Origin of the sequence: Streptomyces yokosukanensis (assembly GCF_001514035.1) — a bacterium.
Classification (GTDB): domain Bacteria; phylum Actinomycetota; class Actinomycetes; order Streptomycetales; family Streptomycetaceae; genus Streptomyces; species Streptomyces yokosukanensis.
On record NZ_KQ948229.1, the window covers coordinates 48817 to 74348 of the forward strand.

A 25532-nucleotide genomic window follows, 5' to 3' on the forward strand; every position below is an offset into this window, starting at 1 on the left:
GATCAGCCCTCCGGGCGCAGCAGCCCGCGCTCGTACGCTTTTACCAGCCGCTGGGGCACCAGGTACGAAACGCCATCGACGACGACCGGGACGAGCGTCGGCGTGGCCGCCTTCCACTGGGCGCGGCGGTGGCGGGTGTTGCTGCGGGACATCTTCCGCTTGGGAACAGCCATGGAGGTCCTCCTAGTTGGTGAGCACGTCGAGGCTACATGAAAACGAATACCATTACCATTCAAGGATTCATAGATTCATGAATTCAGGAATCTATGTACAGTGAGGAACGTGCTGACTGTTGCTTCCGACGTCGAGGTGCTGGCCAGGTTCGGCCGGGCGCTCGCGGACCCGATCCGCTGCCGCGTCCTGCTGGCCCTGCGTGAAGCACCCGCCTACCCCGCCGACCTCGCCGACGTGCTGGACGTCTCCCGCACCAGGCTGTCGAACCACCTGGCGTGCCTGCGCGACTGCGGCCTGGTCGTCACCGTCCCCGACGGCCGCCGCACCCGCTACGAACTCGCCGACGAACGCCTCGGTCACGCGCTCGACGACCTGCGCACCGCTGTGGTCGCCGTCGAGGGCGACCGGACGTGTGCCGACGCCGACGAAGAGGGGTGCTGCTGACGATGAGCGCAGCGACATCCATGCCTCTCGGCCCCGACCCGGCCAGGCGAGGCACCCTTGCCAAGCGGATACGGCTGCTGGTGGCCGCGACCATCACCTATAACGCCGTCGAGGCGATCGTTGCCCTCGCGGCCGGAACCACGGCTTCTTCCACCGCGCTGATCGGCTTCGGCCTCGACTCTGTCGTCGAGGTCTCCTCCGCCGCCGCTGTCGCCTGGCAGTTCTCCGCCCGCGATCACGCGATGCGCGACGCAAGGGAGAAGACCGCGTTGCGGATCATCGCGCTGTCGTTCTTCGTGCTCGCCGCTTACGTCACCGCCGACGCCGTACGGTCCATGACCGGCATGGGCGAGGCCAACCGTTCCCTGCCGGGCATCGTGCTGGCCGCCCTCTCCATGGCCGTCATGCCGGTCCTGTCCGCCGCCGAGCGCCGGGCCGGGCGCGAAATCGGTTCGGCCTCGGTGGTGGCGGACTCCAAGCAGACGTTGCTGTGCACATACCTGTCCGCGGTGCTCCTGGCCGGCCTGGTCCTCAACGCCGCACTCGGGTGGTCCTCCGCCGATCCGATCGCCGCCCTCGTCATCGCCGCCGTCGCCGTCAAGGAAGGCAGTGACGCCTGGCGGGGGAAGGGCTGCTGCGCCCCTTCTGTGTCCGCTGGGATGCCGGCTGTCCGTGCGGAGCCGGGCGAAGCGTTCGGCTGCTGCGACTGACCTCCGACGGACGCCCAGAACGCCGGGCGCGTTACGCCGGAGAGAGCCTGACGCTCGCGTTCAGCGGTGTTCGGCCGTCGCACGTTGTCGGCCGCAGTCCGGGCACACCTCGGAAAGTTCGACCGTGTGCCGCACGTTCGCGAAGCCGGAGGTCCGTGCGATGGTGTCCGCCCAGTCCTCCACCGGGCCGGAGTCGACGGGCCGGCTCAGGCCGCATTCGGTGCAGAGGAGGTAGTGGCGGTGGTCGGGGCCGGGGCGGTAGCGGAAGAGGCGCTCGCCGCTCGTGTCGCGGACCATGTCGGCCCGGCCGGCGTCGGCCAGGGCGGTCAGGGTGCGGTAGACGGTGGACAGGCCGACCGGTGAGCCGTCGGCGGCGAGCCGGTTGTGGAGTGCCTGGGCGCCGACGAATCCCTCGGCCCGGATGAACGCCTTGACGACGACCGCGCGTTGCTGGGTGTGGCGGCCGATCAGCGTAACGTCGGCTAAGGGCGTGGGGGCGGCTGGTCGGTTGCGTTCCATCGGGTGCTTTCGCTCATGTGCCGGTGGGGACGGCGGTTCGCGTACGACGACCGGAGGCGGGCCGTCGTATCAGGAACGTCGCGGCGTAGACGGCCGTGGCGACGGCCATGATGGCGAAGCTCGGTGGCATTCTCGGTACCGCGTACGAGGCGAACAGCCCGGCCCACATCTCCAGCACCGCCAGCGCGGCGGCGAGGGCGAGGGCCCGGTAGGGGCGGTCGGTGAGCCGGATCGCGGCGCCCGCGGGGGCGGCGAGGAGGCCGAGCAGGAGCAGGGAGCCGACCGCCTGGGTGGCTTCGGCGGTGCTGATCCCGGCCAGGGCGAGGAAGCCGTAGCCGAGCAGGCGGACCGGTACCCCGCGGGCTGCGGCGACGGCCTCGTCGAGTGTGGCGAACAGCAGCGGTCGGGCGATGAGGACCACCAGCAGGCCGACCCCGACGGCCACCAGGGCGGCGATGACCGCGCTGGGGGACGAGATGCCGAAGATGGAGCCGAACAGCACGCTGACGCCGGCGGTGCTGTTGGTGGTGCTGCGGGAGGTCGTATAGAGGGTGATGAAGAAGGCGCCCAGGCCCAGGATCCAGGAGAAGACGCTGCCGATGACCACGTCGTCGGGGCGGGCGCGGCGGCCGAGGGTGCCGAAGAGCAGCGCCATCGCGATGGTCGCGGCGAACAGGCCCAGGCGGAGGTCCGCGCCGAAGGCGAGGGCGGCCATCGCGCCGGTGAAGGCGACGTGGCTGAGCGCGTCGCCGGTGAAGACCTGCGCGCGCAGGACGAGGAAGTAGCCGACCAGTCCGCAGGCGGCCGCGATGGCGGTCCCGGCGAGGAGGGCGTGCTGGAAGAACGGCTGGGACAGTGGGGAGGTAGCGAGGAGGACGGTCATGCCCCCACCTGCGCGGAGGTGAGCCGGGCGCCGATCCGGCTCGCGAGCAGGGCGTGCAGCGAACGCCAGCCCAGCGCGAGCAGGTATCCGGCGAAGGCGATGGACGTCACGAAGAAGCCCAGGGGGTACGGCGAGTAGTAAGCGGCCGTCAGGCCGAGCCAGGTGGCGGCGAACGCCATCAGCACGGCCAGGGCCAGGCTCAGCGCCGGGCGGGCGGTGAGGAGTTGCGCGGTGGCGGCCGGGATCACCATGAGGGCGAAGACCAGGAGGGTCCCGGTGATCTGGCTCGCCTCGGCGGTGGCTACTCCGAGCAGGACGAGGAAGACCACCGACAGGGCCCGGACCGGCACCCCGCGCCCGGCGGCGACCCGCGGGTCGATGGACGCGAACAGCAACGGCCGCCCGATCACAGCCAGCACCGCGAGCACCACCGCACCGACCGCCATCAGTATGGTCACCTGCGACGGCGTGATCCCCAGGAAGGTGCCGAAGAGGATGGTCTGCGGCCCCTCCAACAGCCCCCTGTACAGGGCGATGAACAGGAAGCCGGAAGCCATCAGGAACGCCTGTACCGTCCCTGTGAGTGCGGACTCATGGTGGTCACCGCCGCCGCGCAGGGCCGCGATGACCAGGGCGGCGGCCACGCACAGCGTGAAGTACCCGTAGACCGCGCTGACTCCGAGCAGCACTGCTCCCGCGGCGCCGGGGAAGGCGACCAGGGAGACGGTGTGCGCGGCGAACGTCTGGCGCCGCAGCACCACGAACCATCCCACGAGTGCGGAGACCACGGCCACGACCGCGCCCGCGCGGAAGGCGTTGACCATGAACGGGTACGACCACATCTCCTGGAAGTCGGAGAGGAGGTTCCACGACCAGGCCGGCGCCCCCGTCTCAGCGAGCGTCATGATTGCTCCCGGGGGTGTCGTGCCGGTCGATGTGAAGCGCGGGCGCCTCCGGCTGGCCCACCACGACCAGTCGGCCGTCGGAGGCTCGCAGCACTTCGACCGGTGTGCCGTACAGCCGGGTCAGCGTCCCGGAGGTGATGACCTCGCCGGGAGTGCCGGTGGCGGCCCCGCCCTCGGCCAGGTACACCACCCGGTCCAGGTGGTGGAGTACCGGGTTCACGTCGTGGGCGACCATGACCACCGACACGCCCTCCTGGTGGCAGATGCGCCCGATCAGCGCGGCGACCGCGCTCTGGTTGGGCAGGTCGAGGCTGTCCAACGGCTCGTCCAGCAGCAGCAGTTCGGGCCTGCGGACGAGCGCCTGGGCGATCAGTAGGCGCTGCTGCTCGCCGCCGGAACACTGCCCGATCGGCCGGTGCGCGTACGCCGTCGCCCCGACCAACTCGATCACCTCGTCCATGCGTGCGCGGTCGGCCCGCCGACGCGCGCTCGGGAACGGCAGCGGCACGCCCCATTGGTCACCGTCCAGGCCCATGCGCACCACGTCGATGCCGCGGATGCGCAGGGTGGCGTCGAAGCTTCGGCGCTGGGGAAGGTAGCCGATGCGGTCGTTGGCCTGTCCCGGCCGGGCCCCGAGGACCCGCACGTCACCGGCCGCCGCGGGCAGCGCGCCGAGCAGGACCTTGATCATGGTGGACTTGCCGACACCGTTGGGGCCGAGTACGGCGGTGAACTCGCCGGCCCCGATGCGAAGGTCCACCCCCGACCAGAGTGTCCGGCCGCCGACCCGCACGGCGGTGCCGCGCAGCGCGACCACTGAGGTGTTCGCCGTGTCCGCGGAGGAGTCGTGGCCTGCGGTTCGATGCTTGGGGATGGCCGGAGCGCCGTGGGTGCTGACGGCCTCGCGAGCCTTCGCTATCGGGTTCACGGCTCAGTTCACTTCCCGGTGGCCTTGGCCAAGGCCTGCTCGATGCCCCGCAGTTCGGTGGTCTGCCACTGCTGGAAGGTGGCCCCGGCGGGAGCGAGGGTCTCGGTCACCGTTGCGACCGGGATGCCCTGCGCCTTGGCCGCCTTGACCTGTGCCTGCACGTCGGGCGTGGAATTCTGGGAGTTGTAGACGTAGATCTTGATCTGCTTGTTCTTGATCTGCTGGTCGATGGTGGCCTTGTCCTTGGCCGTGGGGTCGGAGCCCTCGCTCATCGCGTCCAGGAACGTCTCCGGCGTGAGCATCTTCAGTCCCAGGCCCTCGGCGAGCGGCGTGACGATGGACTCCGAGGCGCCGATCGGGGTGCCCGCGTACTTCGCCTTGATGTCGGCTATGAGCTTGTTGCATCCGGCGAGTGTCTTGGTCTCGAAGGTCGTCTTCTGCTGGTCGAAGTAGGAGGCGTCGGCCGGGTCCGTCTTCTTGTAGTCGGCGGTGATCTTCTCGATGACCTGGTGGACGTTGTCCGGGGAGTACCAGCGGTGCGGGTTGCCCCCCGGCTTGATCCCGACCAGGTCGCCGACCTTCAGCTCGATCCGTCCGCTGCCGGGGTTGGAGGCGAGGAGCTTGTCGGCCCAGGCGTCGTAGCCGATGCCGTTGACGATGGCGTACCGGGCGCCAGCCACGGTGCGGGCGTCGGCGGCGGTGGGCTCGTAGTCGTGCGGGTCGGTGTCCGGGTTGGTGATGATGCTGGTGACCTTGACATGGCTGCCGCCGAGCTGGGAGGCGATGCTGCCCCAGAAGTTCTCCGCGGCCACCACCTGGATCGCCTTGCCGGAGCCACCGCCGCCTCCGGTCGTAGCGGTGTCGCTGGTGTGCGAGGAAGAGGTCGAGCAGGCGGTCGCCGTCGCGGCCGTCAGAGCGGCCATCGCGGTGACGAGCGCGATTCTCGTGGACGGACGGGCGAAACGAGAGGCGGCGGCGGGGGACATGGGGAACTCCTTCGGGCGGTACCAGGCGCGCGGCGGACACGCGTCGGCCGGGGTGACGACACTCGCGACGCTAGATGGGAATGATTTTCAGATCAATGAGAGATGAAAACCGTTGCCATCTTTTGACTGGGTGTACGACGTCGGCCATCCATAGCCTTCCGCTCACTCAGGGAGTTTCAGGGGGTGAACCGACCGGAGGAGGGGAGGCTCAGCAGCCCGTCGACTGCCCCGCCTTCGCCCACGGCACCAGCGGCAGCCCCTGGATCAACGGCGACGATCAGGTCGTTGGCATCCTCGGCGGCTATGCCGCTGCCCTGTCCCGTCGTGCGTCGTGGATCCACTGGGTGGCGACGGCTGGGGCGGCTCCGGAGTCGGGAGCTGCTTGTGCGGCAGCACCTCTTGGTGGCGGGCGTGCCGTCGGCTGCAGTCCTTGATCGTCTTGCTGAGTGCTTCGATGGTGGCGGTGTGCCGGCCGGGGTCTCGGAAGTCCTCTGATCACGCGCACCCTGGGCGTGGCCTCACCGCCGTGGCTCAGTGTGCGACCAGCCGCTCGCTCATCCACTGCAGCATCGGCGGGATCTCCCTCTGCCAGGTGTTGAAGTTGTGCCCGCCGCTCGGAAGGATGATTGACGAAATCCTGGTCACATTCGTGCCCTGCACGCTCTTGATGAACTTGAGCGTGTCCTTGTAGTTGTGCTCACCGACCCTGCTGCTGGTGACGAGCAGCGACGTCTCGGGCGCGGTCAGGTGCTTGAGGTCCCAGAAGAGGTCGGCACGATTCTGCAGGTTCTTGTTCCCGCGGAAGAGGTCCCCGGTGGTGGGGTCGAGCGGCGCCCGGTAGTACGGCGACAGGCCCGCCGCGGCCGCGTACGCCTTCGGGTGGTGCATGGCGATCTTCAGCGCGCAGTAGCCGCCGGTCGAGTCGCCGACGATGCCCCAGCTGGCGGGCGTTTTGTCGACCCGATAGTGGGCCGTCACCGAATCGCGCAGGTCCTTGGCGAAGAACGTCTCGGTCTGCGGCCCGCCCGGGATGTCCACGCACTCGGTGTCCCGCGGCGGCGCCACGGTCGGCCGCATCATCACCAGGATCATCGGTTGCATCTTCCCGCTTTTGGCCAGCTGCTGCGCCGTGCTCGGGTAGTGCAGCTTGTCCACCAGCGCCTGGGCCGTGCCCGGGTAACCGGTGAGAACGACGGACACCGGGAACCGACGCGCGCGGTTCTGCGGTTGGAAGTACTCCGGGGGCAGGTACACGAACGCCGGCGTGGCGATGTGGGTCGTACGGCCGATGATGTTGACCTTCTGGACCTGCCCGGCCATCTGCGGCAGCGAGCTGCTCGCGCCGATGACACGGGAGGCGGAGACCACTTGGACGGGGCTGTTGCCGCCCTCCGCCATGTGGTCGACGACGACGCCCTGGCCGGTCTCCTGACCGAACAGGTCGGCCCAGCTGGCGTAGAAACCGAAGGCCTGATTCGTGGCGAGTCCCACCGCGGCGAAGAGCGCCAGCTGGGTGCCGAGCAGCAGCCCGACCCGTCCGCTGACGGCACGCCAGTTCTGCCGGGCCAAGCGAGGCCACAGCCAGACCGTGCCGAGGAACAGTAGGGCGGCGAGGACGATCGCCACCATCAGCACTTTGTTGCTTGTGAGACCCATGGGCTGTTTCCTGCCTGCGTTTTCCGCCCGGCACCCGCCCGCGCTTGGTCGGGAGGGGTTGCTCGGGGCTTTCCTTGGGCTTTGACCCGACTTTTCGGTGGGGAGTGAACTTCTGCTCCCGAGGCACCGTCCTGGAGGGCCCGATGTCGTCGCGCCCCGAGGCCGAAAGAGTCCAACGGCTGCGAAGGGCACTGATTTCTGGTCGGTTCAGTGTCCGGCCGGCGGCTGGATGTAGTCTTCCAGGCGGGCCACCGCGAAGCCCTGTTCCCGGATGCGCTTGAGCAGATTCGCGAACATCTCCGTCATGGTGGCGCCCTTGAGTTCCGCGGGGCCGCGGAAATGGGCGAGGATTATGTCGCCGGGGCGTAGCTTCTTACCTGGATCTTGGTACTGCATATTGCGTATCTGCATGGACTCGCGCCACCAGACGAGCGCTCGCGGCCCGCACTCTCCCACCGCGATCTTGGTGTTTTTGTTGTACGCCCCGTAAGGCGGCCGGAAGAGGAACGGGGCGGTGCCGAACTGCTGGGTGAGGATCTTCTGGTCGCCGCACACCTCTTGCTTCTGGCGGACCAGCGAGATGGTGTTCATCGCGGGATGGTGCAGTGTGTGGTTCTGGATGCGGTTGCCCATCGCCTGCAGTGGCTTGAAGTACCCGTAGTCCGACTTGATGGCGTCGTTCATCAGGAACATCGTGATCGGGATCTTCAGGTCCCGCATCATGTCGATGAACTTGGGGTCCTTCTCCAGTCCGTCGTCGACGGTGATGAAGACGACTTTCTGGGATGTCGGCACGTGCGCGAAGACCGGAACCGGGCCGGTCGCGGACAGCCTGATGGGCTTGTCGGCCGGGGGCTCGGGAGCCGCGGGCAGAGGTGTCAGGCCCCACTTCTGCCAGGCGGCAGGCTCAGCCCTGACGTGCGACGCGGTCCCGGGCTTGCCGTCGGCGGTGGTGGACGCCGACGAGGTGGCCGCCCCACCGGTTGCGTTGCCACCGCTCGTGCCGCAGCCGCCTACGGACAGGGCCAGGAGCACGCTGGCCAGGGGGGCGTAGAACCTGCCGCCGCCTATGTTGCGTCGCTTCACCGTACCGGCTCTCCTGACTGCAAAGTGAACTTCACTCTGCTGGGAAGGTAACTGCGGCATGAAAGGCGAAGTTCAGCGGAGGGTGAGAGAATGGCCAAAGCTGGCAGCACCCCGACACCATGCGGCTCATCACAGCCGACGTTCGGCAGGAGGCGGCCGGTGCGGCGGCTGGCTGCCGCAGGCGTCACGGGAGTCCCGCCGGCGACGCTCAACAAGAAGGTCGTCGGCTCGATGAACGTCACCGTCACCCAGCGGGCTCCGTGCAGGCACCTGATGGTCGAACCGTCGCCGCACCCCGCGGGCCCCGAGCAGTCAATCGGCCCGGGCTGACGTTGTAGGCGGCCCGATCACTGCTGGGACGCGCCACCCGGTCGGCCCCGTATCACAGAGATCCCACAAGAACCGCCCCTACGGTGCCTCGGCGGAAGTCGGCAACGAGGGGGGAACACCGTGGATCGCTCACGTCGTCTGGGCGGGCGCTACCGTCTGGAACAGGTCCTGGGGCACGGGGGGATGGCCGAAGTATGGCTGGCGTACGATCTGCTGCTGTTCCGCCCGGTCGCCGTGAAGACGCTCCGGCCGGAACTGGCTGCCGATGCGGAACACTGGGCGCGTTTCCGCCGTGAGGTCGTCTCGGCGGCCCTGTTGGGCCACCCGGCCGTCGTCGCCGTCTACGACGCGGGCGAGGAAACGATCGACGGCCACCTCGTCCCGTACCTCGTGATGGAGTACGTCAAGGGCTCCACGCTGCTCCAACTCGTGCGCGAGGCACCGATCGTCGGACCCGAGTACGCCCTGGAACTCACCGTCGGCGTGCTGGAGGCGCTCGACCACGCCCACCGCCACGGCATCGTCCACCGGGACATCAAACCGGCGAACGTCATGCTCTCCCACGAGGGCACCGTGAAGGTGACGGATTTCGGCATCGCCCGCTCGGTGGATCGGGCGGGTACGACCCTCACCCGCACCTCGGTGGTGGTGGGCACGGCCGAGTACCTCTCGCCGGAACAGGCCCGGGGCGAGCAGGTGGACTTCCGCACCGACCTGTACTCGACAGGTTGCCTGCTGTACGAACTGCTCACCCGCCGACCACCGTTCACCGGTGACACCCCGCTGGCCGTGGCCATGAAGCACCTCTCGGAACCACCGCTGCCTCCCTCTGCCCACACCCCGCAGCTGCCCGCCGCCTACGACATCCTGGTGCTGCGCGCGCTGGCCAAGGATCGTGCGGACCGGTACCAGACCGCCGAGGAGATGCGCGACGCCATCGGGAAGGTACTGGCCGGCCGCGCCACGGAGGTCACCTCGGCGCTGCCGGCCCCGCCTGCGACGGTTCGGCACACCCAGCCACCGCCGCCCCGGGAACCCCGGAAAGAACGCCCCGAGCGACGACGGCGCATCCGCCGGTCACTCCTGGCGATGGCGATGGCGGTGCTGGCGGCCGCCGTGTGCACCTACGTGATCGATGGATCCCACGCCCCCGCTCGTCCCCAGGTCGCGGCACCCTCGCTGATCGGCGAGACGATGAACGAAGCCCGATCGAGCGCCCAGGCAGTCGGCGCCCGCATCCAGCCCATCCGACACCGAGTGTGCCCTCACCCCGGCACGCCCGTCGGCCGAGTATGTGAGCAGACACCCTCGCCCGGCAGCCGGGTGCCACGTCATGCCATCCTGCGGGTCACCCTGTCTCCCGGCGCACCTGATCAGAGGTAGAGCTTCCCTCGCGCAGCCGCGACCGTATCGTCAGCCGTCAACTCGCCCCTCGGACACAATGCTTGTCGATACGGTGACGAGGGCCTCGACCTTACGGTCGCGGTCTTCGTTGCGTGTTCGTAGCTGATAGTGATGCCCAGGGCCTCGTAGAGCGGACCTTTCTTCTCGGCGGCGGTCTGGATGCGCTGTGCAATCTCTCCAACACTCTCGGTGATCTTCCGGATCTGTTGCGCGTCGAGCGGGATCTGCTTCTTTCGGGTGACGGCGGGGCGCGTGCCGAGCTTCTTCTGTGCTGCGTCCTTGTCCCGCTGAGCCTCGTTGATCCACTGGGTGACGACGGCGGGGTCGGCTCCGGCGTCGAGGGCTGCTTGGTAGCGGGCGAGGCGCCGCTCGCAGTCCTTGATCGCCTGGCGTGCTTGAGCCTGCTCAGGGGTCTGGGGCTCTGCGGTGCTTGCTGCGGCGCTGGCGTGGGTGAGCGCTTCGATGGTGACGGAGAGCCGGTCCGGTGTGAAAGCCCGGGCGATCCACTGATCCAGGGCCTGGCACACGGTGTCTTCCCGCAGGTAGACGGTGCGCGGGTGGGTGAGGTCGGGATAGAGGGCGGCTTCTTCCTCTTTGGGCTCGCAGCGGTAGTAGACGCGGCTGCGGATGGTGGCGGGCTGCATCTTTCGCCCGCACAGACTGCACCGGACCCGGCCGCGCAGAGCGTAGGGGCGCGCGCCCCGCTTGCCGGCGCGCTCCTGCCGCCCCTGGTTGCGGGCGCGCTGCGTGCGCACTGTGCGGGCGGCATCGAAGAGATCGGGGCATGCGGCGGCACGGAGTCGAACCTCTTGGGCTGGAACGAATGGTGCGGCTCCTCCGCGAGCATGGCTGGCCAGTGCGCGGAGCGATGATCGATTCTGCGGATCAGAAATGGACCTACCTGTTCTACTTCAGCGAAGACGGCAGTGCACTGGTGGCCTGCGCCCGCCTGCAGCGGTGGGTCGAGCAATCACCGCTTTAAGTCGTGGCTTCCAACTCCGGGGATCGTTGAAGTGGTATCGGGAGACCGGAGGGGATCAAGGCCGTCCTGGCGGCGAAGCTCGAGACGTTGTTGCCGCATCTGGACGAGCGTCAGCGCCGGCTGGCAATAGGAGCGGAGGCGCGGTCGCTGGGACACGGTGGGATCAGGCTCGTCGCCCGTGCGGCCGGGGCGCAGGAGGGCACGGTCTCGCGCGGGGTGTCTGAACTGGAGTCCGGCCAGGGCCCCTTGGGGCGAGTCCGTCGCGCTGGCGGAGGTCGGAAGAAGGTGCCAGAACTCGCCCGTGGACTGCGGCAGGCGCCGCTGGCGTTGGTCGAGCCCGACGAGCGGGGCGACCCGATGTCGCCGCTGCGTTGGACGACGAAGTCGACCCGGAACCTGGTAGCGGAGCTGACCACCAGGGCCACCGGGTCTCCGCCGACACGGTCGCCGGCCTGCTGCGCGAGGAAGGCTTCAGCCTGCAGTCCAATGCCAAGACCATCGAAGGCGCCCAGCACCCGGACCGGGACGCCGGAGATGCGGTGATCAGCGTGGACACCAAGAAGCAGGAACTGATCGGCAACTACAAGAACGCCGGGCACGAGTGGCGGCCCGCCCAGCAGCCCGCTCAGGTCAACACGCGCGACTTCCCCAGCCAGGCCGAGAAGGCGATCCCGTACGGGATCTACGACACGGCCGCGAACACCGCCTGGGTGAGCATCGGCACCGACCATGACACCGCGGCCTTCGCCGTAGCCTCGATCCGCCGCTGGTGGCAGGCCCGCGGCCGACACGACTACCCGCAGTCTCGCCGGTTGCTGATCACCGCTGATGCCGGGGGCGCCAACGGCTACCGCACCCGCGGCTGGAAGACCCACCTCGCCGACCTCGCCCGTAAGGCCGGCCTGGAGACCACTGTGTGTCACCTGCCGCCCGGCACATCCAAGTGGAACAAGATCTAGCACCGGCTGTTCTCCCACATCACCATGAACTGACGGTGCAGGCCGAACTCGACAGCGGTCAGTATCCCACCGGCATCCAGATCAGCGACGAGGCCATCGCCGCCCTGCCGATCACCCGCCACCGCTTCCACGGAGACCTGGACTACACCCTCCACCCCGCCAGCCACCCACCGCACCTGGACCGTCCCCGGCAGGGCGAGTCGTCAGCAGGCGGCGCCCATCCCCTCACGGCCTATGACCTGCAGCACCCTGTACTGACCGGCATGACAGGCCAGCAACTCCGCGATCTCATCGACATCGTGGTCCCTGAGCTGGAAGAGCGCCGTGAACAAGCCCGTCATGCGGCCCGCGGCGGACCACGCCGCGCCGCTCGCGGCACAGGCCGCAAACCCAAACTCACCCACACTGACCAGATCCTGGTCACCGTCCTCTACCTGCGAAAGCACAGTCTTCAGCAGCTTCTCCGGCAGCTCTTCAACACCACTGCCATGACCATCAGCTGCGCAGTCAAAGAAGTCCGCCCGCTCCTGGCAGCACACGGCGTCCAGATTCCCGCCTCGACAGCCCGATTCCGCACGCCAGCCGACCTCGCCAGATTCCTCGACCCGGACAACACCAGGACCAAACCAGCGTGTTGATTTCCGGCAAGCCCTAATCACTGCTGTAGATGCGGACCGCCAATGCCACCTCCTGGTTCTGCGCCTGGACGATATGACGGCGGGAATCGGCCTCCGGGGCCAGTACCCCCGTCACTCGCCTTGCCTCACGCCGGCGGTTCCGCACCTGGCAGGGGCGCGCATGAGCCGCGCCAAAGGGGCGATGTGCGGGTTCGGGCCGTGGGTGTCTGTGCATAGTGTTCGGCTGCCGGCAGATGTTTTGTACAGGTGAACTGGGTTCCCCATCCCCGCAGTTGACAGGCAGTTCATCGTGAAGACCTCACGTCTGTGCGTACGACAAGACACCCCTCGGTCCCCGCTGGCCGGGTCGGTAGCCGCCGAAGCCGAGAGCCTGGTGCTTCAACTCGCCACCGAGGGACACCTCCCGGTCGATGCCGCAGAGCGGCGGACCAGAGAGATGCCGTAGCCGCCGGCCCGGACTGCGGATGATTGGGCACCACCACGACATTCCGGCGGCGAACCAGCACGGTCACCCGGTGATCCATCCGATTCCCCGTCGAACGGCCCACGGACCAACAGCACGGGGACTCCGCCGACAGCGGTTCGTCCCCGCACGTGTCCCGCCCGGGCAGGGCTCGACCGGAGCGCCCGGCCGACCGCCCGCAGCCCTGCTTGCCTGGACACCTACCGCATACGGTGGCATCCGGGCACCAGCAGATGGGCCACAGAAGGAATACCTCCCCTGTCACCGCAGCGGTTCTCCCGGGTTCATGCCGAATGCTTCTGCTCGCCGGTGTCCGGTCGGCGATGGGACGGGCGCGGGCCGGGGTGAGTGCCGTGGCGGGTACGGCTGCCCGGTGGCTGGAGCGGCGGCCTGGAGGGCTGCGGGAGTGGCGAACGGCGGTGGTGTCGGCGGGAGCGGTCGATGTCGTGCGCGGTGACGATTCCGCAGAGCCAGCCGTCGTCCATGACCAGTATGGGCAGTCGGCCGCCGGTGGCGAGGCGCTCCAGGACGGAGTTCAGCAATTCCTCCGGTGCAGCGAGCGCGCACTGGGACAGGGGTGTCGCGAGGTCCCGTACCCGCAGTGAGGCCTGCCGCTCGGCCGGTATGGCGGCCAGTCGGCGTAGCTGTACGACACCGCTGAGACGGCCGCCGAAGTCCAGCAACGGCAGCACCGAGTGGCGAGCCGGGGAGGCCACCTCGGACAGGAAGCGGTCCACGGTCAGCCAGTCGGGACCGGTGGCCACCGGAGTGCTCATCGCCTGTTTCACCCGTACGCCGCGAAGAGCCGTGACCAGCTCGGCCCACCGGCGCTCGGCCGCGGCGGTGCCGGTCAAGAACAGACCGACGACCATCAGCCACAGCCCGCCCGTCATCCCTCTCACGAACGCCAGCCACCCCACAGCGGCGAGCGCCAAGCCCACCACCTGCCCGCTCCGCCCTGCCGCCCGCTGCGCCCGCTCGCGGTCCCCCGTACGCCACCACAGCACGGCCAGCAACACCCGGCCTCCGTCCAGGGGCGCCGCGGGCAGCAGGTTGAACACGCCCAGCAGCAGGTTCATCCCACCCAGCCAACCCAGCACGCCAACCGGAATCCGCCAGCCCAGCGTCGCCTCCACGGCGGCCGCCGCACCCAGCCCGATGCCGCCGAGCATCAGGCTGGCGAGCGGCCCGCTGACGGCGACGGTGAACGCGTCCCGCGCCGTCGTGGGCCGGTCCATACGGGTCACTCCGCCAAGCGCCCACAGCGTTACGTCCCGCACGGAGATCCCGGCCCTGCGGGCCATCAGCGCATGTGCCACCTCGTGCACCACCAGGCTCACCAGCAACAGCGAAGCACCGACGACTCCGGCGACCGCGTACACCAGCGGGGCATGGCCCGGCGCGTACCCGGGCAGGGTCAGGCGGGCCAGGCCGTAGGCGAAGAGCAGTATGACCATCGGCACGCTCCAGTGGGCCCGCACCGCCAGTCCGCGGACAGTCCCGAGCAGGATCGAACCCCTCATCGCCATCACCGCCGACAGGTCGCACCCGCGACTCCCGTCCACTCCCTTCCATAGTCCGCCGCCACCCCTCACGACCGGAAACGCCGGGAACACACCGCGCCACCAGACTGGCGGCCCCGCAAGCGCGCTGCGGATCTCACCGCGGTGACGCGGCACCGCGATCGCCACGCAGGCGCGAGCGGTGCTGTAGACCTACGGTGGTCGAAGTGGCACCTGCAGATCGGACCCGTACAGCTGAGGAGGCCGCGATGGAGGAGCGCTTCGTCTGGGTGACGACCCGCCGCATCCGGCCGGGCACCCTGGAGGACTTCGAGAAGGCTTGGCGGCCGGACACTCACCCGCACGGGATGCTCCGTGCCTTCGCGTACTGGTCCGAGGACGGGCAGGAGATCACCGGGGTGTCGTTCTGGGACTCCAGGGAGGCGTGCGACTCCTGGCGGGCCTCCGAGCCCGAGGCGCAGCGGCGTGCCGGCATGGCCCCGTACATCGTGGACGAGCGGGAAGGCTTCTACCGCGGCCGTGAACTCGCCATCCCCCAGCGGTAGCCCCGGCGAGCGAAGCCATCGCCTGCTGAGCGCCATTGGTGGGAACGGGCCACCTGTGCTTTGCTCGCGATCCTCTGTCATGGCGTCCAGCGAGAGAGCGGCGCGAGCGCGATGCGGTGTTCGACTGGCTGGCCGACCCGTGACCTCACGGGAGTGCAAGGTCCCTGACTGCCACAGCCCGGCCCACGACAATGTCCACGGCCGGAGTGGCTGACACTGTCCTGGCAACGGGATGAGCGGTGATGCACGGACAAGTGCGGGCATGCCCGCACTCACGATCGTTGATCGCCCACCCACTGTCGCCGACGGGGTTCGACGGGCGCGAACCTGCATGAGCTGCTCAGCAAAAGGGCACCCGGTAGGTATGGGAGGCGCGCCTGTGATGGTGCAGCCGCCGAGCCCTGATGGTGGCAGGCAGGTCACGATCGGTGGTGAGTTCGTCGGCATCGCGTATCACCTGCTCGATGTAGTCGAGCTTCTTCGCCGAACGGGCCTGCCCGAGACCGATACGACGGTCGACGACCCAATCCTGATCGAGTGGCGCGGCGGTGGGCCGCAGGCTTGGACGGCGGCCAAGTGATCTGGGTGTGCCGGAGCCCCCTGCTCGGCTGCCCCGCAGGGATCCTGGTGTTCCCAAAAGAGTCGGGAAGCCTGTACCACAGGACCAGAACGTCGTGCTGGATTTCCTGCACTGTGCGGTTCTGCTGCCGCCGTCGACGATCCGGAGCTGATCGAGTGGCGCGGTGGTGGACCGTACAACTGGAACTGCACGGGGTGCCCCCTCAGCGGTCATGGCCGGAGGGCGACTGCGAGCATCTGGCCGGCCGGTACGGCGAAGGAGGGCATGACGGCCTGCTGCACCGCCCGCAGGCCACCCTCGATCGGGGCGAGACGGCCCTGCCCGGCCCGGCCCGCGCCGCCGGTGACGGGCGTGCCAAGTACCCGCCGCAGTTCTTCGACGGAAGGCGCTCCGCGGATCCGGCCGTCCGCGCCACGGCAGAGGTGGCAGGACACGCTGGCCGCGGCGCCCGAGGCGGCGTACGGGTCGCGCCCGTCGACGAGCAGCGTCGGGGAGCCGTGCATGCCGCGCCGCTCGGCCTCCGGCGGGTCGTCGACCACGTGCTCGGTGAGCTCCACGTCTGTGCGGCCGACGAGGGCGAGGGCCAGCCGTTCCCTCAGCACCGGGCCGTTCGGGCAATCCGGGACCGTCACCATCTCCACGCGCATCAGCGGCACCGCCAGGTCATGCGGCCCACGCTTGGCCTTCCACCACGCTGGAAGGTCAAGGGCTACGGTCGAGGTGTGCGCGTCGGAGCCCTCGCCGTCGCCACCGGCACCACCGCCAAGACCCTGCCCTTCTACGAGCAGGCCGGGCTGCCGGCGGACCCGCTCCGCACCTCGTGTCGGCGTTCGCGTGAAGGTGCCCAGCTCGGCACAGGCGAACGTGCACAGCACGCCTAACGGTCAGGCCAGCAGTGCAGCGGCGTGGTGACGTGCCTGATGCAACCAGGATGCGCGGGTTTCATCGGAAGAATCGGTGACCGTTCGGAAGACGACCCGGCGAACGTCGGCAACTCCTGCGTACGGCAGGACGCATGCCGACCAGATGCTTTGCAGCGGGTCCCCGAACTCGGCCTCTTCGCGGTCGGCGGGGGTGTCAGAGGTGTTCAGGACGAGGGCCCGGCCGGCTCTCAGCAGCCCTTGGGGCTGCCCCTCCGGGGTTCCCAGTTTGTAGGCAACGCCGGGCGCGAGTACACGCTGCACCCAACCTGCAAGGACGGCGGGTGGCATGCCCCACCAATTCGGGTGAACGAACACCATGGCGTCAACTGTGGCCACCTCCGCCTGATGGAGCGCCACCTGGGAATCATGAGTGCCCGCGGCAGGTCGGACCGTTTCCGTCTCGTCGGCAGACAGCCCAGGTGCGAATTCCTCAGCACAGAGGTCATGCGCGAGAACCTCGCATCCGAGGTCGCGCAGGTGTTGCACAACGGTATCGAACAGCGCGTGGTTGAAGCTGCCAGGCCGTGGATGCGCGAGGTAGACCCCTATACGCGGCATTCATCCCCCAAGGACATCGGTAGTCGTCAGCTGTGGGACCTGCAGCGGCCCCGCCCCACTGATCATCATGGCCGGTGAGAACTGCCCATGGAACCGGTTGACAAGATCCGGGTGAAACCACCAGCCGCCCGTGACCCGCCCTCCCACCGTCTGCGGCAGATCACCTGAGCACATTCGGCCGACACCTCGGGTGGATACCGCGACTACCCGGGCCCGAGTCGGTTTCATCCGCTCCGCCCAGGCGGCCGGCCTCAGCCTTGCCGAGATTCGCGATGTCCTGGCGATCCGCGACGGAGGCCACCCGCCCTACGGTCACGTCACCGAGCCCCTCGGTCGGCACCTCGCCGACATGGGGCCGTTGCCGCACGCCGGCCTCGTCCCAGTCCCGTAGGCGTCGCCGAGCCGAACGCTCAACTCCCGCCCCGGACACGGCAACCAGGGGCGATCCACCTCATTGTGATAGCCGCTGTAAGTCCGTACAGCCAGGAGAAGAGAATCCAGCACGTCAGCACGCCGAGGACCGCGACCCAGCCGAGATGAGGGCAGGGACGTCCGTCCCGCTCTACGGCGCGACGCTTCCGCAGGGCCGTCCGGAAGACCACGGGCGAGGGGACCGAGCTGCCGGTGCCCGGTCCGGCCGTGCGGCAGCGAGCTCCGGGCGGAGGCGGCTGAGCCCAGACAGGCGGCGCCATGGACATGACTCGCAAGAATCCGAATAAAAGAGGCGAATAGCTCGAACCATCCGGCATGCGTCGTCCGTGGAACTGAATGAGCGCGCCCATCCAGGATCAGGATCCGGCCTACCGACCGCCCCCGAAATCGTTTGCGGTCACCCCGCTCCGGTCTCCGCACATCCACAGAAGAGCCAGAAGACCATGTTTGTGACCGATTCCCCCAGCCCGACTTCACTGCTCGGCCGGCCCTGCCGCCGCCAGGCACTGCTCACCCTGCCGGCGCAGGAGGCACACGTCTCCGCCGCTCGTCACTTCGCGGCCGATTTGCTGGAGACCTGGAGCGTGCCCGCGAGCGAGCGGGACTCCGCCGTTCTCATCGTCGACGAACTCGCCGCCAACGCTGCCCAGTACGGCCATGAGCGCATGGCCCTGCTGCTCGCCCTCGATCACGAAACTCTGCACATTGTGGTCACTGACTCCGGCGCGGCCGTGGAGCGCCATCGCCCCGACATCGCCCCCGACGAACACGGCCGTGGCACCGGCATCGTCCAGTACCTCGCCCAGTCGACCGAGATCCACCAGACACGGAGCGGCCGCGAAGTCCGCGCCTGCCTGAGGTGCTCGCCATGACCGGACCGTACGCTCCGCACGAGCTGCGCCCCCCTGTCGGGGCCGGCACTGCAGCACGGCGACGGGCTACCGGGGGCGGTCGCGGCGCCGGGTCACCCGACGCCCCCGCCGAGTGGGCCGTCGCGACCCACAAGCCGTGCCCCGTCGACGGCTGCCCGGGCCCGACCCAGATGCCCATGCGGTCCACGTCGGCACACCCATCGGCCCTCGGTTACGGCGGCCCCCACCACGACACGGTGCTGTGTCAACGCTGCGGAGCCGGCCCCTGCGTACCGGCGGAGGTGTGAGCGTGGACATCACCCCGAACAGCGGCAAGGGCATCGAGGCCCCGCCCGGCCCCCGAACGCGCCCGGCTGCTACCACGCCGGACCGCCCTCATGGACCGGATGGCCTGGGTCGAGCCCGCGGTCCCGGCCCGGTCGCAGCTGCGGCAGAACCCGCCGAACAACTCGCCCTCCACGACCGCCGCCATCCCGACCCGGTGGCCGGCCCGCACCACCCCGACACCATCACGCTCGCGTGGCCGGCCCAGATGAGCCACGTGCATGACCGCCAGTTGCCACAGCCCATCACCAGCGACAAGGAGCCACAGAACATGCGTGCAAAGCAGAAGACACTCGCCATACTTGCCGGAGCCGCGCTGGCAGCCGGACTCACGAGCCCGGCCTTCGGGTCCACCACCGCTCACTCGCCGGCGCTGCGCGCCGCCGCGACGGGGCCGGGGATGTCGGTCGTGGAGTGGAACCGCGAGCTCATCACCATCCTCAGCGATCCGAATGCGCAACCGTCCACCGTCCAACCCACGCGCAGCTTCGCGCTTCTCCAGGCCGCCGAGTACGACGCGGTGGTATCGATCACCCGGGCCGGCCCCGCCTACGTGTTCTCGGTGTCGGCGCCGGGAGGCGCCCGTGCGGATGCCGCGGCGGACCAGGCGGCCCACGATGTCCTCGTCGCCCTGTACCCGGCCAAGCGCGCAGGCGTGGACCAGCGGCTGAGCAGCCAATTGTCCGCGATTCCGGGCGGCCCGGGCAAACAGGCCGGCACGACCGTGGGAGCCGAGGTCGCCCGCCGACTGATGAGCCTGCGGTCCGACGACGGGTCCTCAGCCAAGCCGCCGCGGTTGCGCCCCGGCGACAAGGCCGGTGACTACCGGCCCGCCCCGCCCGCCTTCCCGGCACCGGTGTTCAGCAACTGGGGCTCGGTCAAGCCGTTCGTGCTGGTCAGCGGACGCCAGTTCCGCCCCGCAGCGCCGCCGGCCGTGAGCGGCGCCGCGTACGCCACCGCCTTGAACGAGGTCAAAAGCCTGGGGAGCAAGACCAGTACCACCCGCACCCCCGATCAGACCGCGGCCGCGAAGTTCTGGGCGGCGGCGCCCGTCTGGAACGTCTGGAACCAGGTCGCGCAGGGCCTTGTCGCCTCCCAGAACGCGAGCCTGGAGAAGGCGGTGAAGGTCTTCGCCGGGCTCGACCTGTCCCTCGCCGACACCGCGATCGCGATGTACGACGCCAAGTACGCTTACCGCGTATGGCGGCCCGTGACTGCCATCCGGCTCGGCGGTACGCACTACAACCCGGACATCGTCGGCGATCCCCACTGGACCCCCTTGCTGCCGACCGCACCGGATCCGTCCTATCCCGGCGCTCACGGCGCCCTCAGCCAGGCTGCGGCAACGACGCTCGCCGGGCTCTACGGTGCGCGGCATCATCTCGCGGTGACGTCGAAGGGCGTCACCCGGACCTTCGACGGCTTCGAGGACGCCGCCACCGAAGCGTGGCTCAGCCGGATCTGGTCCGGCCAGCACACCTCCCTCGACAACCGTGCGCGCCAGCAACTCGGCACTCAGGTGGCCGCTTTCGTGGCGCGTCATCTCTGACCGCCCCCCACCGCGCGACAACCATGCACACCATGGCAGTGGCCAGAAGCCAGTGGTCCCGGCGCATCGGGTACAACTGGCTCGGGCCACGCTCAGAGAGCGGCCATCCTCCGCGCCGAGGGCCCGCGGCTGTTGGCAGCGCCCGAGCATCCGGGGCCAACTGGGAGATAAGGTCCGCTGCGGTCGTTTCCCGCGGCTGCCGGGACGCGCCGTCCGACACCATGGAGCGCTCATGAAGGGAATGGCTGCGGCGGCAGCGCCGGCGGTTACCGCCGTGCCGCTGGCTGCTGCAAGCCGCTGTCCCAGCCGGACAAGCTCGGCCCCTGCCTGGATGACGCCAAGGGGGCGTACGTTCTACCTCCCCAAGGCCGCCAAGTCGACTAGGCCGTCTCTTCTGGATCTTGCCTAGTCGGCGGCGTCCCACTCGGCCTGCACCCAGGCCAGCTGCGCGTCGCTCAGCAGTGGGTCGAACCCTTCCGGGAACATCAGCATCTTCGGCTGCGGCCACATGTTCTCCGGCCCGTGCTCGTCGCAGTGCAGGGCTATCAGGTGCGGCCCTTCCCCGCAGGACTCGTGCCAGTAGGGGCGGTCATGCGCCTGGCAGAAGTACCCGAACCTACAGCAGTCGTCATCTTCAGTCGGCTCGTAGAAGCTGGGATCGCGAACGATCGTGGTCACCGGCTCCTGCCGGTTGAACCGGGGGATGGGCCGGGGATCGCACCACAGCAGTCGGGGAGGTATCACGCGCCAATCCTGCCCGCGGCCGACCTGTTCGGACTATCGGGTCGTTGGTCCGGTTATGCCGTTGGCTGATGTGCAGTGGTCGCGGATTGAGCCGCTGCTTCCGGACCGGGCTCCGCGACGTGGTGGGCGGTGGCGCGATCACCGGCAGGTTATCGAGGCGATCGCGTGGAAGTACCGCACGGGTTCTCCGTGGGAGGACATGCCCTCCGAGTTCGGTTCGTGGAAGGGTGTCTGCAACCGATTGGCGGTCCCAGGCAGTGGCGACGGCTTTCCCGTAGTGGGTGGTGTCGCTCAGCGTGGTGACGGACGGGACTGGCTGGGAGGCCGGATCCTCGAACTTGAACTCTGCCCCGCGCTTGGGCTTGCGCCCGCGCTTGCCCGCCGGCTGCGGTGGGGGCGGGAAGTACAGAACGCGGTCCGACCGCATGCGGCCCAGCAGCTCAACGGGCAGGTCCGCGAGCAGGAAAGCCAGGCGGGTCACGTCATAACCGGCATCGACGACGACCAGGACGGGCGGGTCGCCGATCTGCCACTGGCCCGCCACATACAGCCGTTGGAACACTTCCCGGACCTGGGTAGCGGTGACCGTGATGATGTCGTCCCACGGACACAGCCGGACCACGTCCAGCATGGCAGTCCACGATGTCCGACCCTGCTCCAGGGCAGCGACGAAGGAGTAGGGCCACCCGGGGATCATCTGGGCCGAGCCCCTGCCCCGGCCGTATGTGTGGCAGAACAGCCGGTCCGGGCTGGTATTCGCATCCGGCCGCAGCCAGTTGCTCACATCGACCGCCAGCACCAGCCGACCCTCCGCCGTCCGGGGAAGCGGTAATCCTGCCAGTACCCTGCGCAGCCGGGACAGATCCATACGCCCGTGGTTCAGCCCGCCGTACAACGCGCCATGACCGCGCCGGTGCTCAGGTGTCAGGGACAGTTCGACCAGCGTCTTCACCGGGCCGTCTGCACATAGCAAGGCGTCACTCAGCTCGAACAAGGCGTCGGGCCGCTGGGTCAGGCAGGCATAGAACTCGACCCGAAAGCATGACAGTTCGGCAAACGCATCCCACGGGACATCCCGCTGCAGCAGACTCATTGCTACGGCCTTCGTACTGATCAAGTGCCTCTGTGACGGAGCACAGGATCAGACGAAGGCCGCTCTCACGTCAGGCACTCAGACGAAAACGTCAGCAAGTTCGAGGCCATGTTCGACCACGGACGATAAACGCCAAGCTTAGCTGCGCCCGGAACGTTTCGTCCCTCTGGGAGTATCGGCGCGGTGGGGTAGCAGGTGGGCGTTCAGTGCTCACAGTGCGAGTGCTCCCCGATGGCGCCGTGTCCGCCCCGCTGCCCCCAGCGCACAGGCAGACAGATGATCGCCGAGCCTGACGAGGTGTCCATTCTGGGGCACAAGTATGCGATGCTGCGGACACAGGCACTCAACCCCGAGGAAACTAGATCCTGTTGGACCGTTTGCTAGGAGAGCGATGAGCACGGCATTGCAATGGTTCACATCTAGCTACAGCACCGAGGAGGGCGGCGCCTGCCTGGAAGCGGCCGCCGAGCGGGCTTCCGCGCACATCCGCGACCCGAAGACCCCGCGCGGGGCTTACCTCACCGTCACCCCCGCCGTCTGGGCCGCCTTCCTGGCGCTCCCTCAGTGGCCTCGCGCCTGACCGCGCATGCGCTACTACCTCTACGTCTCCACCGTGAAGGTGGACATGCTGTACGAGCAGATTCCGCCGAAGCTGCTGCTGCGGCTCGCTGTGGAGGCGAGACTCGACCTGAAGGTCGTGAGCGTGGCCGTGCAGTCGCCGCGCGCCGACACGAGTACGTACGACCGGCTCGACCTCGTGGAGGCGTATCTGGACCGGGAGTTCGACGTAAGCTGGATGTCGGAGCCCGCGGCCTGGTTCCGGGGAGACCTGGGATTGCGGATCGCCGGATACGGCGAGGCGAACGGCCCGACGCTGATGACGGGCCGCGACGGCGACACGGTCGTCGCGCTCATCGGGTCGGCCCACCACCTCATCGGCTACCAGGCGTCGTCCGACATGAACAAAGTCAGCTACTCGGGGCTGCCGTCGATGTTCCGGCTGCTGCAGGACATCCCACCCGAGTGGGAGTACCAGTTCAATGGACGCTGGCGTGCCCGCATGCCGAGCCGGGAGAGCGTGACGCACGACGTGCTCCACTTCGCCGAGTCGTTGACCGTGCCGCCGATGTACTGCGAATTCCTGGCACGGCAGTTGATGCGCGGCACCGTGACGCGGGAGGACGGACGGGAGCTGACGATCGTCGTCGGGACACCGCTGTACGTGGCGATGTCGGACCAGACACCCGAGGGCGGGGAGGCCTGAGTGGAGCAGGCGTCGTCGATCGCCGATCTGATACGGATGCGCATGGACGGCGACGTCACGGGACTGTGCCGGGCCACCCGGTCCGAAACCCATGACGTCTCCCTGTACGCCACCATATTGCTGGGCAGCAGCACGGGGCCGCCGGAGGCCGTCGAGGCACTCTTCGCCTGCCTCCGCCAGCGGGGCGAGCCGCACCCCGGGCTGCGGTGGCAGGCGGCCAAGGCTCTGGGGAAGCTCAGGGAGCGCCGCGCGGTCCCCGAGCTGCTGCGGCTGCTGGTCGAGGAGCGTCACAGCCGCGAGCAACTGGACCGGCCTGCATGCGACGCCCTGGCCGCCATCGGCGGACCGGAGGCCGTCAGCGGACTCCTCGACGTGCTCGACCAGGTGACGACCGACCGGCCCGGGTACACGGCTGCCCTCGTCCTCGATGCGCTGGCCCGAATGCGCCCACCCGAGGCCGTGACCCCACTCCTCGCCTTGCTCTGGCACCACCTGCCCGATCACGCGGAACGCGTGGTGCGGACGCTTGGCGCCATCGGGGACCCGCGCGCGGGCTCCGCCCTCCTCGTCCTTGCGCACGCGCCCGCCTCGGGCACCCGACTGCGCCGGGCCGCGGTCACGGCGCTCCACGCACTGCCCGACGCCGCCTGGCCACCCGCGCGCCGGTACCCGTCCGCCGAACCGCTCCTGTACGAGGCGCAACGCGACCCGGACCCTGAAACGGCACGCCTCGCGACCGCCCTACTCTCCAGAACCGAGGACGGTCGGAACCACCTGCTGGACGTGCTCCGCGCGGCGTCACGATCCCCGCACCACCCCGAGTGCCCGCCCCACGCCGTGGCCGCCGTCTGCGCCCACGTAGCGGAAGCCCCTGACCTCTTCGCCGTACCGGACCCCGGCGAGTACCACGCTCTGCTCCGGCACCACCTGCGCGAGTCGGCGGTGCCGACCGTACGCCGGACCGCCGCCCTGGCTCTGTCCGCGTACGCGGGTGCCGAGGCGGGCGAGGCCCTGCTGGAGGCTCTAAGCGACGCGCTCATCAGCGACGCCGTGGCGGACCTCATCGCCCGACTTCCCGGTCCGCCGCTTCAAGAACTCCTGGAACTGCTCACCGGTGGGGACGGGACGGTGACCCAACAGCGCGGTGCCGCACGGGCGTTGGGTGGCATCGGGCACGCAGGGGCTGCCCAGGCGCTGCTGACCGTCCTCGAGAACGGCATGGCCCCGACGGCGGTGCGCACGGCCGCCGCGGACGCGCTCGGCGCCCTACGGCGAACGGAGGCCGCCGCGCCCCTCGCGGCCCTGGCCGAAGACGAGGAGCAACCCGGCACCTTGCGCGCCCGCGCCGTGCGGGCCCTCGGTCTGATCGGCGCGCCGGACACCCTGCCGGTGGTGCTCGCCTGCGCCCGGTCACGGCACGAGGCGGTGCGGGCCCAGGCGGTGCCGGCCTTGAGCGGGTTTCCCGTGGCGGAGGCGGTGAAGGCACTCGGGGAGTTCGTCACCCACAGCACCAAACCGCACGGCACCGAACCCGACGTTGCCCGCGCCGCGGTGCACGCCCTCGGTCTGATCGGCGCCCCGGCCCTGCCCGTCCTCGTCGCGCTCGCCGACGGCGTGGACAACCTGAGCGAGGACCTGTCCGACCGGCTCGTCGCGACGCTCGCCGCCCGCCCAGAAGCCGGGGCGACCGCTGTCCTGGGCCGACTCGCTGCGGCACCGCCGGCGCGGACGGCCACGGACGCCGCGGTCGGCCAGGAGCGGCTCGCCGCGTCACGCCCGGTGCGGGAGGCCGCGTCCGCCGCGCTGACCGAGCGGGGCACATCCGAGTGCCTCACGCCCCTGACGTCGCTCCTCGGCCCCGGCTCGTGGTCCGGCGCCCACGAGGCCGCCGTACGCGCCCTGTTGAAGATCGGCACTGCTGAGGCGCACGAGCGCGTGCTGGCGTACTGCCGCACGATGACTTACCTCTATGACTGGCACGTTGAGGCTCTGGACGCCGTCGCCGAGGCCCGGGCGGTCCGGCTCGGGCCGTAGCTCGACAGGACGCGCGGTTAGTTG

27 protein-coding genes and 4 pseudogenes are annotated in these 25532 nt (G+C 69.3%); 17 read left to right on the plus strand and 14 right to left on the minus strand.

Going from position 1 to position 25532, the window contains the following annotated elements; translation table 11 throughout:
• Positions 1-2: 2 nt before the first annotated feature.
• Positions 3-173, minus strand: coding sequence for a 50S ribosomal protein L32 (gene rpmF / locus AQI95_RS38800; protein ID WP_067135315.1), 171 nt, complete (start codon positions 171-173; stop codon positions 3-5).
• A gap of 109 nt (positions 174-282) precedes the next feature.
• Here rpmF and AQI95_RS38805 point away from each other — a divergent pair, with 109 nt between their 5' ends.
• Positions 283-618, plus strand: coding sequence for an ArsR/SmtB family transcription factor (locus tag AQI95_RS38805; RefSeq protein ID WP_067135492.1), 336 nt, complete (start codon positions 283-285; stop codon positions 616-618).
• A 2-nt stretch (positions 619-620) separates the two neighbouring features.
• On the plus strand, positions 621-1328 hold the full coding sequence (locus AQI95_RS38810) for a cation efflux transmembrane domain-containing protein (protein ID WP_067135494.1): 708 nt from the start codon (positions 621-623) through the stop codon (positions 1326-1328).
• Positions 1329-1388: 60 nt separating this feature from the next.
• Here the strand turns inward: AQI95_RS38810 and AQI95_RS38815 are convergent, their stop codons facing one another.
• From AQI95_RS38815 to AQI95_RS38845, 7 genes are all read right to left on the minus strand, one after another.
• Positions 1389-1847, minus strand: a complete 459-nt coding sequence (locus tag AQI95_RS38815) for a Fur family transcriptional regulator (RefSeq protein ID WP_067135317.1) — start codon at positions 1845-1847, stop codon at positions 1389-1391.
• A 13-nt stretch (positions 1848-1860) separates the two neighbouring features.
• On the minus strand, positions 1861-2730 hold the full coding sequence (locus AQI95_RS38820; RefSeq protein WP_067135319.1) for a metal ABC transporter permease: 870 nt from the start codon (positions 2728-2730) through the stop codon (positions 1861-1863).
• Positions 2727-3635 (minus strand): metal ABC transporter permease, encoded by a 909-nt coding sequence (locus AQI95_RS38825; protein WP_067135321.1) that lies wholly within the window; start codon positions 3633-3635, stop codon positions 2727-2729. Before AQI95_RS38825 ends, AQI95_RS38820 begins: the two co-directional genes overlap by 4 nt.
• Positions 3622-4563 carry a metal ABC transporter ATP-binding protein gene (locus tag AQI95_RS38830; RefSeq protein WP_079071818.1) on the minus strand — a complete coding sequence of 314 codons (942 nt, stop codon included), beginning with the start codon at positions 4561-4563 and terminating at the stop codon, positions 3622-3624. Before AQI95_RS38830 ends, AQI95_RS38825 begins: the two co-directional genes overlap by 14 nt.
• 8 nt (positions 4564-4571) lie before the next feature.
• Positions 4572-5549 carry a metal ABC transporter solute-binding protein, Zn/Mn family gene (locus AQI95_RS38835; RefSeq protein ID WP_067135323.1) on the minus strand — a complete coding sequence of 326 codons (978 nt, stop codon included), beginning with the start codon at positions 5547-5549 and terminating at the stop codon, positions 4572-4574.
• Positions 5550-6080: 531 nt separating this feature from the next.
• Positions 6081-7205, minus strand: coding sequence for an alpha/beta hydrolase (locus AQI95_RS38840; protein ID WP_067135325.1), 1125 nt, complete (start codon positions 7203-7205; stop codon positions 6081-6083).
• 207 nt (positions 7206-7412) lie between these two features.
• A complete protein-coding gene (locus AQI95_RS38845) occupies positions 7413-8240 on the minus strand; it encodes a polysaccharide deacetylase family protein (RefSeq protein ID WP_244188987.1) in 828 nt (275 codons plus the stop codon).
• 210 nt (positions 8241-8450) lie between these two features.
• On the opposite strand from AQI95_RS38845, the gene AQI95_RS47615 reads away from it, so the two are divergent.
• Positions 8451-8621, plus strand: a complete 171-nt coding sequence (locus AQI95_RS47615) for a hypothetical protein (protein WP_159056664.1) — start codon at positions 8451-8453, stop codon at positions 8619-8621.
• Between the two features lie 120 nt (positions 8622-8741).
• Positions 8742-10004, plus strand: coding sequence for a protein kinase domain-containing protein (locus AQI95_RS38850; protein ID WP_279617046.1), 1263 nt, complete (start codon positions 8742-8744; stop codon positions 10002-10004).
• Here the strand turns inward: AQI95_RS38850 and AQI95_RS38855 are convergent.
• A complete protein-coding gene (locus AQI95_RS38855; RefSeq protein ID WP_341849498.1) occupies positions 9995-10780 on the minus strand; it encodes a recombinase zinc ribbon domain-containing protein in 786 nt (261 codons plus the stop codon). The two genes, AQI95_RS38850 and AQI95_RS38855, sit on opposite strands and share 10 nt — an antisense overlap.
• Positions 10781-11043: 263 nt before the next feature.
• Between AQI95_RS38855 and AQI95_RS38860 the strand changes: the two are divergent.
• Positions 11044-12604, plus strand: a pseudogene (locus AQI95_RS38860) (ISAzo13 family transposase).
• A gap of 747 nt (positions 12605-13351) precedes the next feature.
• Here the strand turns inward: AQI95_RS38860 and AQI95_RS38865 are convergent.
• Complete coding sequence (locus AQI95_RS38865; protein ID WP_079071833.1) at positions 13352-14590, minus strand: site-2 protease family protein; 1239 nt, start codon at positions 14588-14590, stop codon at positions 13352-13354.
• Positions 14591-14838: 248 nt separating this feature from the next.
• Between AQI95_RS38865 and AQI95_RS38870 the strand changes: the two genes are divergently transcribed.
• Both AQI95_RS38870 and AQI95_RS38875 read left to right on the plus strand, forming a co-directional pair.
• Positions 14839-15135, plus strand: coding sequence for a hypothetical protein (locus AQI95_RS38870; RefSeq protein ID WP_067135345.1), 297 nt, complete (start codon positions 14839-14841; stop codon positions 15133-15135).
• A 382-nt stretch (positions 15136-15517) separates the two neighbouring features.
• The gene (locus tag AQI95_RS38875; protein WP_425264957.1) at positions 15518-15715 is read left to right on the plus strand and encodes a hypothetical protein; all 198 of its coding nucleotides are present in this window, start codon (positions 15518-15520) and stop codon (positions 15713-15715) included.
• Between the two features lie 209 nt (positions 15716-15924).
• Here AQI95_RS38875 and AQI95_RS38880 read toward each other — a convergent pair whose 3' ends face one another.
• Positions 15925-16362, minus strand: coding sequence for a hypothetical protein (locus AQI95_RS38880; protein ID WP_159056665.1), 438 nt, complete (start codon positions 16360-16362; stop codon positions 15925-15927).
• A gap of 75 nt (positions 16363-16437) precedes the next feature.
• Here AQI95_RS38880 and AQI95_RS47620 point away from each other — a divergent pair, with 75 nt between their 5' ends.
• A complete protein-coding gene (locus AQI95_RS47620; RefSeq protein ID WP_159056666.1) occupies positions 16438-16596 on the plus strand; it encodes a MerR family transcriptional regulator in 159 nt (52 codons plus the stop codon).
• Positions 16597-16599: 3 nt separating this feature from the next.
• Here the strand turns inward: AQI95_RS47620 and AQI95_RS38885 are convergent, their stop codons facing one another.
• Positions 16600-17139 (minus strand): NAD(P)H-dependent oxidoreductase, encoded by a 540-nt coding sequence (locus AQI95_RS38885; RefSeq protein ID WP_244189000.1) that lies wholly within the window; start codon positions 17137-17139, stop codon positions 16600-16602.
• Here AQI95_RS38885 and AQI95_RS49415 point away from each other — a divergent pair.
• The 4 genes from AQI95_RS49415 (at position 17083) to AQI95_RS38905 (ending at position 20373) form a co-directional block, all read left to right on the plus strand.
• Positions 17083-17274 carry a hypothetical protein gene (locus tag AQI95_RS49415; protein WP_244189004.1) on the plus strand — a complete coding sequence of 64 codons (192 nt, stop codon included), beginning with the start codon at positions 17083-17085 and terminating at the stop codon, positions 17272-17274. The two genes, AQI95_RS38885 and AQI95_RS49415, sit on opposite strands and share 57 nt — an antisense overlap.
• A gap of 112 nt (positions 17275-17386) precedes the next feature.
• Positions 17387-17587: a MerR family DNA-binding protein gene (locus tag AQI95_RS48490; RefSeq protein WP_067135378.1), complete on the plus strand. Its 201-nt coding sequence runs from the start codon at positions 17387-17389 to the stop codon at positions 17585-17587.
• A gap of 490 nt (positions 17588-18077) precedes the next feature.
• On the plus strand, positions 18078-18500 hold the full coding sequence (locus AQI95_RS38895; RefSeq protein WP_425264958.1) for an ATP-binding protein: 423 nt from the start codon (positions 18078-18080) through the stop codon (positions 18498-18500).
• Positions 18501-18789: 289 nt separating this feature from the next.
• Entirely contained in the window at positions 18790-20373 is a 1584-nt protein-coding gene (locus tag AQI95_RS38905) for a vanadium-dependent haloperoxidase (RefSeq protein WP_244188988.1), read from the plus strand.
• A gap of 405 nt (positions 20374-20778) precedes the next feature.
• Here AQI95_RS38905 and AQI95_RS38910 read toward each other — a convergent pair whose 3' ends face one another.
• Positions 20779-21051, minus strand: coding sequence for a hypothetical protein (locus tag AQI95_RS38910; protein ID WP_067135382.1), 273 nt, complete (start codon positions 21049-21051; stop codon positions 20779-20781).
• 121 nt (positions 21052-21172) lie between these two features.
• Between AQI95_RS38910 and AQI95_RS49420 the strand changes: the two are divergent.
• Positions 21173-21301: pseudogene (locus tag AQI95_RS49420) on the plus strand (transposase); the annotation flags it as partial.
• Positions 21302-21361: 60 nt separating this feature from the next.
• On the opposite strand, the pseudogene AQI95_RS46845 reads toward AQI95_RS49420, so the two are convergent.
• Positions 21362-22210, minus strand: a pseudogene (locus AQI95_RS46845) (transposase); the annotation flags it as partial.
• A 267-nt stretch (positions 22211-22477) separates the two neighbouring features.
• Here AQI95_RS46845 and AQI95_RS49425 point away from each other — a divergent pair.
• From AQI95_RS49425 to AQI95_RS38925, 4 genes and pseudogenes are all read left to right on the plus strand, one after another.
• Positions 22478-22605 (plus strand): annotated as a pseudogene (locus tag AQI95_RS49425) (transcriptional regulator); the annotation flags it as partial.
• A complete protein-coding gene (locus AQI95_RS38915; RefSeq protein ID WP_067135384.1) occupies positions 22602-22790 on the plus strand; it encodes a DUF397 domain-containing protein in 189 nt (62 codons plus the stop codon). The pseudogene AQI95_RS49425 and the gene AQI95_RS38915, both read left to right, overlap by 4 nt.
• Positions 22791-22796: 6 nt before the next feature.
• On the plus strand, positions 22797-23474 hold the full coding sequence (locus tag AQI95_RS38920) for a DUF7019 family protein (RefSeq protein ID WP_067135386.1): 678 nt from the start codon (positions 22797-22799) through the stop codon (positions 23472-23474).
• Positions 23475-25508: a HEAT repeat domain-containing protein gene (locus AQI95_RS38925; RefSeq protein ID WP_067135389.1), complete on the plus strand. Its 2034-nt coding sequence runs from the start codon at positions 23475-23477 to the stop codon at positions 25506-25508.
• Positions 25509-25532 lie beyond the last annotated feature (24 nt).